The organism is Phyllobacterium sp., from assembly GCF_037994405.1.
Taxonomy (GTDB): domain Bacteria; phylum Pseudomonadota; class Alphaproteobacteria; order Rhizobiales; family Rhizobiaceae; genus Phyllobacterium.
This window is the reverse complement of record NZ_JBBNAN010000338.1, coordinates 1-10349: the sequence shown is the minus strand read 5'-3', so window position 1 is coordinate 10349 and position 10349 is coordinate 1. Positions and strand designations below refer to the sequence as shown.

The window sequence follows — 10349 nt, the reverse complement described above, 5'->3', positions numbered from 1 at the left end:
TTTCGGCTGTCGACGAGCGCGAACACGACGCGTTTATCAGGAGCCTGCCCCGGGGCGAGAGATCGGTCGCGGCGGTTGCAACCGTATCTGGCGTCAACTACAGCAAGGGCCGCAGGACGACCATCACCCTGTACAAGGCGGTGGAATAAATCGGAACAGAATGTCGACTGGTCCTGCAAAACCTACCCGTTCCAAGGGGGAGGGATTAGCGACTTTTCGTCAACTGGACGGGTCTAAGCCTTGCCAATAGGTTCGAGCCGCAATCAAGGGGAGAAAACATGACAGACATTTGGTTTCGTACGGGTGAAGCGACTGTTCTGGCGGCAGAGGGTCAAGTAACGGACGCCATGCCGGAGGTTGTGATCGGGTCGGTCAGGGGTCCGGTAGGGCACGCGTTCGCGTCAATGATGGGTCAGGTCAAGGGTCATACACGCATGTTCGTGGTCCGTGACCTCAACCAGGCGGTACGGCCGGCCACGATGATGACCACGAAAGTGACCATCAAGAACATGGCCTATGCTGAATTGCTCGGCGGCGTAGTTCAGGCGGCCATGGGCGATGCGATCGTCGACTGCCTGATCGAGGATATTCTCCCCAAGGACCAGGCTGATGAACTTTGCATGATCATCACGGTCTGGCTCGATCCGCGTTGTGCCGAAGACGAAAATCTCGACCACAAGGATCTTTATCGTACCAACTATGAAGCGACGAAACTGGCCATTTCGCGGGCGATGACCGGGTCGCCGACGGTCGAGGAATTGATCGCAAACCGTAAGACGATCAAGCATTACGCACTGGATGGTGTGATCGACTACTAGAGCAAATGGCCGGTCAACTCCGGCCTAATTGCAAGCGCCTGGCCCTTGCGGCTGATCGCAGTTGTTGAAACGGTCGTCGAAGTCACGCGCGATGTCAGCGATCGTCACCCCTGCGAAGCGTGAGATGAGGATTGCCTCTGCTTCCGTGAAAGCGTCCCGCAAGGCTGCATTGACTGATTGTTCCACCAGGCAGTCGGGATGGTCTACCGCCAGCCCGATCGCAAACACCTCGGGGCTTCCAAGAGCCCGGTGGATATCCAGCAGGGAAATCTCCCCAAGCGGACGGGCAAGTGTCCAGCCCCCGCCATGGCCCTTCTCGGAACGAACGTAGCCCTCTTCCCGTAATCCCGCCATTGTTCGACGCACAACAACCGGATTTGTGTTCAGCATTTGCGCGATTTTTTCCGAAGTCGCTGAGCCGTTGTGCCGATCCATATGGATCAGGACATGCAGCATGCGCGATAGCCGGCTGTCGTGTCTCATCGTCCGTTTGCTCCTGATAAACCCTATAGCACACCAAATTCCATTCCGTAACAAGATTAGTTACATGTGGATTGACTTCCCCGTTTCATGTAACTTATGTTGTTTTCAATCTTGTTGTCAGCCCACCCACCTGCTGAAAGGGAAGAACTATGGCGTATGATCTCATTGTTGTCGGTGGCGGTTTTGCCGGTTTATCAGCAGCAATGCAGTTTGCCAGGGCCCGCCGGAAGGTACTCGTTGTCGATGCGGGGCATCCGCGTAATCGCTTCGCCAAAACGTCGCACGGCTTTCTCGGCCAGGACGGAAAGCCGCCGCGCGAGATCGTTCGTGAGGGCAAACGACAACTCGCCCTCTACCCCACAGTTGAGTTCGCTGACGTGGAGGCGGTTACCGCACGCGCGGTTGAAGGTGGTTTCTCTATTTCACTGGCCCACGGGCGCCAAGAATTTGCCTTACGTCTCGTCCTGGCAACGGGCGTGCGTGACGAGTTACCTCCAATACCGGGCATGCAGGAACGTTGGGGCATCACCGTTCTGCATTGCCCCTATTGTCATGGCTACGAGGTGCGTAACCAAGCCGTCGGCATCCTCGCCAATCATCCCTTGTCGCTGCATCAGGCCGTGCTCTTACCTGACTGGGGTCCGACCACTTATTTTACGCAAGGCGTATTCGAGCCGGACGACGAGCAAGCCGCAGATCTGACTGAGCGCGGCGTTCGTATCGAGCGGACGCCGATCGTGGAGCTTCTTGGCAAAGCGCCCGTGCTTGAAGCCGTCAGGCTCAGTGATGACAGGATCGTGCCTGTCGCAGCCCTCTTCACAGCCCCGAAGACGCACATGGCGAGCTCCCTTGCAGAGCAGCTCGGGTGCGCCTTCGATGATGGACCGCTGGGAGCTTACATTCGCGTGGACGACCGGAAAGAAACCACGGTTGCAGGTGTCTTTGCTGCAGGCGACGCGGCAAGCCCAATGGCCAATGCCACGCTGGCATCCGCCACGGGTGTGATGGCGGGGCTCGGTGCCCACCAGTCTCTCATCGTGCGAAAGGCAAGCTAACGGGGGCCGCTGCAATCGAATGCGGGCGGCGGCTGCACTCGTATACATCGGCGCCAGCGCACTGACCTTGTGTCGATTGGACGGTTCGTGTTCATTAAGCCCGTCCGCCACCTATTGCGTGGCGTTTATATCGAAAGCCGCAGGGACCCCCAGCACTTCGGACCACGCATGATGGTTCGTCTACTTGTCCCTAGAACGGCAACGGATCCTCCCGGCTGGGGTGCCCGCTTTTGGCAAGGCAACTAAAGCGAGTACAATCAGGAAAGCCGGGTGGAATATCACGAAGCCGGAAACGATCACACAAATGCTGGATATGATTGAGGAAGCGCTACCGCAACTCTACGCCATCGAAAGTCTGGAAGACTATTTTGCCTACCTCTATGGTCTTCCGATGCCATGGGTCAGGTCAGCCACGATTGAGCGTTTCGAAGTTCTGATACCAGCGATAAAAGGCGAATTTGACGTTGCGTTGCAACTCCAAGGCGGTGCTTGAGCATTTCAATCATCTCAGTTCTTTCCGGCCCTCGTGGCGGAAGATCGCACTGGAATTGCCCCAATCCTCCACGAATGGGAGGCATTCTCCGTTAAAACCTACAAGATTGAAAAAATATGGGAGCGGACACCCTTTTCATTGGAGTTGCAGGGCGGCTAGTCACACGTGACGCGCTAAACGCCCTTACCCACCAGCGGCCTTCCAACCGACCGGTAGTCGAGACCAGTGCCCTCAATATCCTGGCCGCTATAGACGTTGCGAAGATCGAACAGGATATTTCCGCTCATCAGACCTGCGACCTGCTTTAGATCGAGGGCCCGGTAGACATTCCATTCGGTGAGGAGCAGCGTGATGCCGACCCCGTCGACGGCCTCGTAGCCGGATTTGCACCACACGACGCCTGGCAGGACCGGCTCGGCCGCCGTACGGGCCTCCGGATCGTGCGCCCGGACGGTCAGACCCGCCTTCTGCAACAGGGGAATAATGTCGAGCGCGGGAGACTCGCGAATATCGTCAGTGTTGGGCTTGAAGGCGATGCCGAGAACCGCAATCGTCTTGGCGCCGCTTTTCTGCGCAGCATCGATGACCCGTTCGGCCATGGAACGCTTGCGCTTTTCATTGATGGTGACGACCTGTTCGATCAGGGTCTGGGGCGCATCCTTCTTGCGACCGGTTGCAGCGTAGGCGCGCGTGTCCTTCGGAAAACACGATCCGCCGAAACCTGGTCCTGCATGCAGGAACTTCGAGCCGATGCGGTTGTCCATGCCGATCGCCCGTGCCACATCCTGGACATTTCCGCCGGCCTTTTCGCAAAGATCGGCCACCTCGTTGATGAAGGTTACCTTCATTGCGAGGAAGGCGTTCGCGGCGTATTTGATGATCTCGGCATTTTCGAGCGTCGTGATAATCATTGGCGTCTCGCGCAAATATAGCGGACGGTAAACGCGCTTCATCGCAATAGCGCCGGCCTCGTCGTGAACGCCCACGACAACCCGGTCGGGCCGCAAGAAATCCTCGACCGCCGAGCCTTCACGCAGGAACTCCGGGTTGGAGACCATGGAAAAGGGCACGTCCGGACGCGCCGTGGCAATGAGCGCGCGCACATCGGCGTTGGTGCCGACAACCACCGTAGACTTGATAACGATGACGGCGCCCGGCTTCATCGCAGCGGCGATTTCGCCGGCGGCAGCGTAGATATATTGGAGGTCGGCCTCGCCATCGCCGCGTCGGGAGGGCGTGCCTACTGCAATGAAGATGACATCGGCGTCGGCGACGGTCGTGGCGAGATCAGTCGTGAAGACCAGCCGCCCGTCGCGTGCATTACGCACCAGCAGTTCATCAAGACCAGGCTCGTAGATCGTGACCTCACCCGCCTGCAGCCGTTCGATGATGGCCGGGTTCTTGTCGACGCACGTGACCTGAAAGCCAAATTCCGCAAAGCAGACGCCCGACACCAGACCGACATAGCCGGTCCCGATCATCGCAATTTTCATCGAAGGGTTCCAATCCGTATCAATTTCTGGGTGCAGACATTTCGCATATTACAAGCGCGCTGCCAATCTTGGCATTTGCGATGAGAGTGCCTGCGGCAACGATGTCGCAGGCGCTTACGATCAATGCTTCAACCGCGCTGCGGCGGGTTGCGCTGCGGGCCCTTGCGTTCAGCCGAGGCTGCCCACAGGTTGATATCGGCATCGTTCGCATATTGATCGACCTCGGCAAGCTCTGCATCGGTGAATTCGAGGTTGTCGAGCGCCTTGACGCAATCGATCACCTGTTGGGGCTTGCTGGCGCCGATCAGCGCCGTGGTGATACGGCCCTTCCGGAGCACCCAGGCAAGTGCCATCTGGGCCAGCGTCTGCCCGCGTTTGGTTGCAATCTCGTTGAGCGCACGAATGTTGGCAACGTTGCGCTCATTCAAAAAATCGGGATTGAGCGACTTGCCCTGCGCCGCCCGGCTCTCATCCGGCACACCCTTCAAATATTTGTCGGTCAGCATGCCCTGCGCCAACGGCGAGAACACGATGGAGCCGAGACCGAGTTCCTCGAGCGTATCAATAAGGCCATCTTCCTCGATCCAGCGATTGATCATCGAATAGCTTGGCTGATGGATGAGACAAGGCGTGCCAAGTTCTTCAAGAATGGCTTCCGCCTCGCGGGTACGCTTCGAATTGTAGGAGGAAAGGCCGACATATTGCGCGCGGCCAGATCTGACGATGTGATCCAGCGCCATCATCGTCTCTTCGAGCGGCGTATCCGGATCAAACCGGTGCGAATAGAAGATGTCGACATAATCGAGGCCGAGCCGCTTCAGGCTCTGATCGCAGCTGGCGATCATATATTTGCGGCTGCCCCATTCGCCATAGGGCCCCGGCCACATATTGTATCCCGCCTTGGAGGAGATGATCAGCTCATCGCGATAACCTTTGAAATCATTTCGCAAAATCTCGCCAAACGCCTCCTCCGCAGAGCCGGGCGGCGGACCGTAATTATTGGCAAGGTCGAAATGGGTGATACCGAGATCAAAAGCCTGGCGGCAGATCGCCTGCTTGACCTTGTGCGGCGTGTCATGGCCAAAATTGTGCCACAACCCCAGGGAAATAGCCGGGAGGTGGAGACCACTTCTGCCGCAGCGATTATATTTCATCGTGTCATAGCGCGTGGGATTGGGTGTCCAGCTCATGATCGTCGTCCTGTTCCTGTCCGTATCAGCAGCGCGGATATGATTCCGGGCGCGCCGGACTATGACCCAAACCCCTTATGATGTCATGACATGAATCGTCACGCTTTGATAACCTGCCCGTCATTATCAAACCGATAGGTCCGCCCGGCATCGGGCGTTGCATAGAGCGCGCCATCCACATCGTAATTGTGCTCACCAAAAAGGCGAACCGTCAGTGGACCAAAGTCGGTCTGGAGATAGATGATCGTGTCAGCGCCGAGATGCTCGACATGGATCACGGAGCCCTTCCATTCGCCTGACGTCTTGCTGACCTGAATATGCTCCGGCCGGATGCCGATCGTCTTGGCGCCGCTCTGGCCGAGCTTGCCTGCCTCAATGAGGTTCATCTGCGGCGAGCCGATAAAACCGGCGACAAAGATCGTCTGGGGGGAATTATAGAGTTCCATCGGTGAGCCAACCTGTTCGATCTTACCCTTGTTGAGCACGACGATCTTGTCGGCAAGCGTCATCGCCTCGACCTGGTCATGAGTCACATATATCATGGTTGCCTTCAGTTGCCGGTGCAGGCGTGCGATTTCCAGGCGCGTGTTGACACGCAACGCGGCATCGAGATTTGAAAGCGGTTCGTCAAACAGGAACAGTTGCGGCTCTCGAACGATGGCGCGGCCGATGGCGACGCGCTGACGCTGGCCACCCGACAGTTCTGCCGGGCGCCGTTCGAGATAGTCATCAAGCGATAGCATGGCAGAGGCGATCTTGGTACGTTCCTTGATCTCGTCCGCCGGCTTGCCAGCCTGTTTCAGGCCGAGCCCCATATTGTCGCGAACCGAAAGATGCGGATAGAGCGCGTAGGTCTGGAACACCATGGCGATGCCGCGCTTGGCGGGCGGAGTGTTGTTAACCTTCTTGCCATCGATCAGGATGTCGCCCGATGTGGCATCCTCAAGCCCGGCAATAACCCGCAGCAAGGTGGATTTGCCGCAGCCCGACGGCCCGACGAAAATCACGAACTCGCCATCCTTGACCTCAAGGTCGATGCCTTTCAGCACGTCCACATGGCCGAAGGACTTGCGGATATTTTCAATCTTCAAAGAACCCAATGTCTTGTTCCCGTTTCTTGATTCAAATTCATAGATCAACCGGCTTGCCGGTTCGCACGCTTTGATCCGCCGCAAGGCAGACGCTGAGCGACCGCACCGCATCCTGCATGTGGCGGCTAAGGTCGAGATCTTCGCGAATTGCCTTGAGAACAAAGGCCTGCTCCAGATCACAAAGCTCCTGATGTCCGGGCTCACCGGCCATGTTCAAAAGCTCATCCGGCAAGGCGAAGCGGCCATCCGGTCCGGCTTTGGCCGAGTGCAATCGTATGGTCGAAGTCTTGGTGTGTGAGTCGATATCATCCGACTTTGCATTCTGGTCCATGACGATGGACACACAACCGTTGGGTGAGATCACGTCCTTCACGAAAAACGCGGTCTCCGACATCATCGGACCCCATCCTGCTTCGTACCAGCCGACCGTATTATCGTCGAACAGCACCTGCAGGTGGCCGTAATTATACATGTTCGCGTCGATTTCGTCGGAGAGGCGCACGCCCATGCCACGCACCTGAATGGGCTTAGCGTCGGTGATCTGCAGCATCACATCGAGATAATGCACACCACAATCGACGATTGGCGACGTTGTCTTCATCAGCGACTTGTGGGTTTCCCACGTGGCACCGCTCGACTGCTGGTTGAGGTTCATGCGGAACACATAAGGGCCGCCAAGCTTGCGCGCCTCCTCGATCAGCCGCACCCAGGATGGGTGGTGGCGCAGGATATAGCCGATCACCAGCTTGCGGCCGTGTTTCCTGGCCGCGGCCACGACGCGTTCGGCGTCGGCAACAGTGGTTGCCAGCGGCTTCTCCACGAAAACATCCGCCCCCGCCACCATCGCGGCCACGGCATAGTCGGCGTGGCTATCCGAGTAGGTGTTGATCGATACCAGCTCGGGCTTGAGGTCAGCCAGGGCCTGCTCGAACGATGGATGGATCGTGTAGGAGCGCAATTCCTCCGGCAGGGGCACCACCGAACGGTTGACCAGCCCGATTATCTCGAAGCCCGGATTGTTGTGGTAGGCGAGCGCATGGCTTCGGCCCATATTGCCGAGCCCTGCGACTAGAACCCGGATTGGCTTTTGTGCCGTCATTTGACCGCTCCCGAAGTGATGCCGCGGATCAGCTGCCGCGAGAAGATGAGATAAAGGACAAGCACGGGCACGATAGCGAGGGTCAGTGCGGCGAGAACCGCATTCCAGTTGGTTACGAACTGGCCGATGAATACCTGCGATCCCAGTGTCACGGTCTTGGTCGCATCGCTCGGCGCGAGGATCAGCGGGAACCAAAGATCGTTCCAGATCGGTATCATCGTGAAGACGGCAACGGTCGCCATGGCAGGTCTGACCAGCGGCAATACGAGCCGGAAGAAGATCGAATATTCCGAAAGACCGTCGATGCGCCCTGCATTCTTCAGATCGTCCGACACCGTCCGCATGAATTCCGTGAGGATGAAGACCGCAAGCGGCAGGCCCTGCGCCGTATAGACGAGGATCAGCGCCGTCAGCGTATTGACCAACCCGGCCGCAACCATGCCCTGCAAAATAGCCACGGTACCAAGACGGATCGGGATCATGATACCGAGCGCGAGGTAAAGACCCATCATCGTATTGCCCTTGAAACGATACTCGGACAGGGCAAATGCAGCCATTGCGCCGAATAGCAGCACGAAGAAGATCGAGACGGCGGTCACGATGAAACTGTTCTGGAAATAGAGAACGAAATCGCCCTGCGTCAGCACCGTATTGTAACCAACGAGACTGAACGTCGAAGGTGTCGGCAGGCCAAGCGGGTCGCGGAATATCGAAGCGCGGTCCTTGAACGAATTGATGACAGTCAGGAACACCGGGAACAGTGCGATCAGCGTATAGGTGCCGAGAGCGAGATGAACGAGGCCGGTGCGGATGGGGGATGCGGTTGGTTTTGCCATGGACTTGATCCTAGAACTGGTACCGGCGCATGCGCCGCTGGATGGCAAAGAGATAGAGGCAGACACCCGACAGGATGATGAGGAACATCACCGTTGCGATTGTCGCGCCCATCGATTTATCGCCGATCTGCAGCTGGAAACCGAAGAACGTGCGGTAAAGCAAGGTACCAAGAATATCAGTCGATCCGTCAGGCCCGGCCAGTGCACCCTGAACTGTATAGATCAGGTCGAACGCATTGAAATTGCCGACAAAAGTAAGGATGGAGATAATGCCGATCGATGGCAGGATCAGCGGCAGCTTGATCTTCCAGAACTGGCTCCAGCCGGTGACGCCATCGCACTCGGCCGCTTCCAACACTTCATCCGGAATGTTCAACATGGCGGCATAGATCAGCATCATCGGGATGCCGACATATTGCCACACCGAGATCAGCGACACGGCGATCAGCGCGGTGCTCGGCTTGCCCAGCCAGGGCGAGAACAGCGACTTCAATCCGACCAGATCGAGAAGATACGGCGAGACGCCCCAGATCGGCGACAGGATCAGCTTCCAGATGAAGCCGACGATCACGAACGACAGCAGGGTCGGTAGGAACATTGCAGTCCGGTAGAACGCGCCAAAGCGCAACTTCGGCACCGAAAGGAGTGCGGCGAGCGCAACACCGATTGGATTCTGCACCAGCATGTGGATGAGGAAGAAAACGAAATTGTTGCGCAGGGCATTCCAGAAGCTGGCAGCCCAGCGCGGATCGCCGAAGAGCACCTGAAAATTACCGAACCCGACAAAAACGCTCTGCCCGTCCTTGACGTTGAACAGGGAGAGCCGCAGCGTCTCGATCAGCGGCAGGATCATCACGGCCGTGTAGACGAGCAATGCCGGAGCCAGGAACACTATAATGTGCCAGCGCCGCTGACGCGTGTCCTCGCCTTTATCAATCGATACTTCTGCGACTGTGGTCATTAAATCCGGGACCCCGCTTTTGATTTTTGGCCTTGCTTGACGCCGCACACGGCTGCCTTTGGCAAGATGATAGCTTAACGGCAATCGTTAGGCTTCAGATAAAGAAATAGCCGGAACGCCCATAACGGACATTCCGGCTATTGATCGTTATTTGGCAGGCTTGTACCAGCTATCGAGACCGTCCTGCAGCTTCTTGGCGGCAGCTTCCGGCGTATCGGTGCCGTTGATCACGTTAGCCGATTCTACCCAGGTTTCGTTCTCGAGGTTCGGCGTGCCGCGCGCCAGGATCTGATAGGTCGAACGGATCGTCGGCTTGCACTTTTCGCGCCAGGAGACGAACTCCTGCGCAAGCGGGTCGGCCATCTTCACCGGTGTCGAGTTCAGGCTGAAGAAGCCCGGTAGCGCGTTGGCGTAGATTTCCGCGAATTCCGGAGAAGCGACCCATTCCAGGAACTTCTTGGCTTCTTCCGGATGGCCACTCTTGGCATTAAGGCCAACACCGATGTCATTGTGGTCGGAGATATAGCAGGCGTCACCGGCATTTTTGACCGGCGGCGGGAATGCCCCCATCTTGAACTGAGCCTGCGTGTTGAACAGACCGATTTCCCACGAGCCAGCCGGATAGATTGCAGCACGGCCAAGCGTGAACAGGTTCTGGCTGTCCGGATAGGTCTGGGCTTCGAAACCGTCGCCAAGATAGTCCTTCCACTTGGCAAGAACCTTGAATGGCTCGACCCAATCAGCATCTGTCAGCTTTTCCTCGCCCTTGATCAGCTTGGCGCGGCCTTCCTCGCCCTTCCAGTAGGTCGGTCCGATGTTCTGGTAACCCA

The 10349-nt window shown here is 57.5% G+C and carries 11 protein-coding genes; 3 read left to right on the top strand and 8 right to left on the bottom strand.

All coding sequences use genetic code 11. The features are described 5' to 3' along the window. Positions 1 to 278 precede the first annotated feature (278 nt). On the top strand, positions 279 to 818 hold the full coding sequence (gene fae / locus AAAC48_RS18775; protein WP_340655643.1) for a formaldehyde-activating enzyme: 540 nt from the start codon (positions 279 to 281) through the stop codon (positions 816 to 818). Positions 819 to 842: 24 nt separating this feature from the next. Here the strand turns inward: fae and AAAC48_RS18770 are convergent, their stop codons facing one another. Continuing rightward, a complete protein-coding gene (locus AAAC48_RS18770; RefSeq protein WP_340655642.1) occupies positions 843 to 1301 on the bottom strand; it encodes an Rrf2 family transcriptional regulator in 459 nt (152 codons plus the stop codon). Between the two features lie 149 nt (positions 1302 to 1450). Here AAAC48_RS18770 and AAAC48_RS18765 point away from each other — a divergent pair, with 149 nt between their 5' ends. Both AAAC48_RS18765 and AAAC48_RS18760 read left to right on the top strand, forming a co-directional pair. Continuing rightward, positions 1451 to 2356, top strand: coding sequence for an NAD(P)/FAD-dependent oxidoreductase (locus tag AAAC48_RS18765; protein WP_340655641.1), 906 nt, complete (start codon positions 1451 to 1453; stop codon positions 2354 to 2356). Positions 2357 to 2660: 304 nt separating this feature from the next. After that, the gene (locus tag AAAC48_RS18760; RefSeq protein WP_340655640.1) at positions 2661 to 2849 is read left to right on the top strand and encodes a hypothetical protein; all 189 of its coding nucleotides are present in this window, start codon (positions 2661 to 2663) and stop codon (positions 2847 to 2849) included. Positions 2850 to 3022: 173 nt separating this feature from the next. Here AAAC48_RS18760 and AAAC48_RS18755 read toward each other — a convergent pair whose 3' ends face one another. The 7 genes from AAAC48_RS18755 to AAAC48_RS18725 form a co-directional block, all read right to left on the bottom strand. Then, a complete protein-coding gene (locus tag AAAC48_RS18755) occupies positions 3023 to 4342 on the bottom strand; it encodes a UDP-glucose/GDP-mannose dehydrogenase family protein (protein ID WP_340655639.1) in 1320 nt (439 codons plus the stop codon). 128 nt (positions 4343 to 4470) lie between these two features. Beyond that, a complete protein-coding gene (mgrA, locus tag AAAC48_RS18750) occupies positions 4471 to 5532 on the bottom strand; it encodes an L-glyceraldehyde 3-phosphate reductase (protein ID WP_340655638.1) in 1062 nt (353 codons plus the stop codon). Positions 5533 to 5630: 98 nt separating this feature from the next. Beyond that, positions 5631 to 6632, bottom strand: a complete 1002-nt coding sequence (locus AAAC48_RS18745; protein WP_340655637.1) for an ABC transporter ATP-binding protein — start codon at positions 6630 to 6632, stop codon at positions 5631 to 5633. Positions 6633 to 6660: 28 nt separating this feature from the next. After that, a complete protein-coding gene (locus AAAC48_RS18740; RefSeq protein ID WP_340655636.1) occupies positions 6661 to 7722 on the bottom strand; it encodes a Gfo/Idh/MocA family oxidoreductase in 1062 nt (353 codons plus the stop codon). Then, a complete protein-coding gene (locus tag AAAC48_RS18735) occupies positions 7719 to 8558 on the bottom strand; it encodes a carbohydrate ABC transporter permease (RefSeq protein WP_340655635.1) in 840 nt (279 codons plus the stop codon). Before AAAC48_RS18735 ends, AAAC48_RS18740 begins: the two co-directional genes overlap by 4 nt. A gap of 10 nt (positions 8559 to 8568) precedes the next feature. After that, the gene (locus tag AAAC48_RS18730; protein ID WP_340655634.1) at positions 8569 to 9519 is read right to left on the bottom strand and encodes a sugar ABC transporter permease; all 951 of its coding nucleotides are present in this window, start codon (positions 9517 to 9519) and stop codon (positions 8569 to 8571) included. 147 nt (positions 9520 to 9666) lie between these two features. Next, a partial coding sequence (locus AAAC48_RS18725; RefSeq protein WP_340655633.1) for an ABC transporter substrate-binding protein occupies positions 9667 to 10349 on the bottom strand: 683 nt, incomplete at its 5' end.

Coding starts and splice junctions, on each gene's coding strand:
- fae (WP_340655643.1), top strand. CDS start 279: ATGACAGACATTTGGTTTCGTACGGGTGAAGCGACTGTTCTGGCGGCA.
- AAAC48_RS18770 (WP_340655642.1), bottom strand. CDS start 1,301: ATGAGACACGACAGCCGGCTATCGCGCATGCTGCATGTCCTGATCCAT.
- AAAC48_RS18765 (WP_340655641.1), top strand. CDS start 1,451: ATGGCGTATGATCTCATTGTTGTCGGTGGCGGTTTTGCCGGTTTATCA.
- AAAC48_RS18760 (WP_340655640.1), top strand. CDS start 2,661: ATGCTGGATATGATTGAGGAAGCGCTACCGCAACTCTACGCCATCGAA.
- AAAC48_RS18755 (WP_340655639.1), bottom strand. CDS start 4,342: ATGAAAATTGCGATGATCGGGACCGGCTATGTCGGTCTGGTGTCGGGC.
- mgrA (WP_340655638.1), bottom strand. CDS start 5,532: ATGAGCTGGACACCCAATCCCACGCGCTATGACACGATGAAATATAAT.
- AAAC48_RS18740 (WP_340655636.1), bottom strand. CDS start 7,722: ATGACGGCACAAAAGCCAATCCGGGTTCTAGTCGCAGGGCTCGGCAAT.
- AAAC48_RS18735 (WP_340655635.1), bottom strand. CDS start 8,558: ATGGCAAAACCAACCGCATCCCCCATCCGCACCGGCCTCGTTCATCTC.
- AAAC48_RS18730 (WP_340655634.1), bottom strand. CDS start 9,519: ATGACCACAGTCGCAGAAGTATCGATTGATAAAGGCGAGGACACGCGT.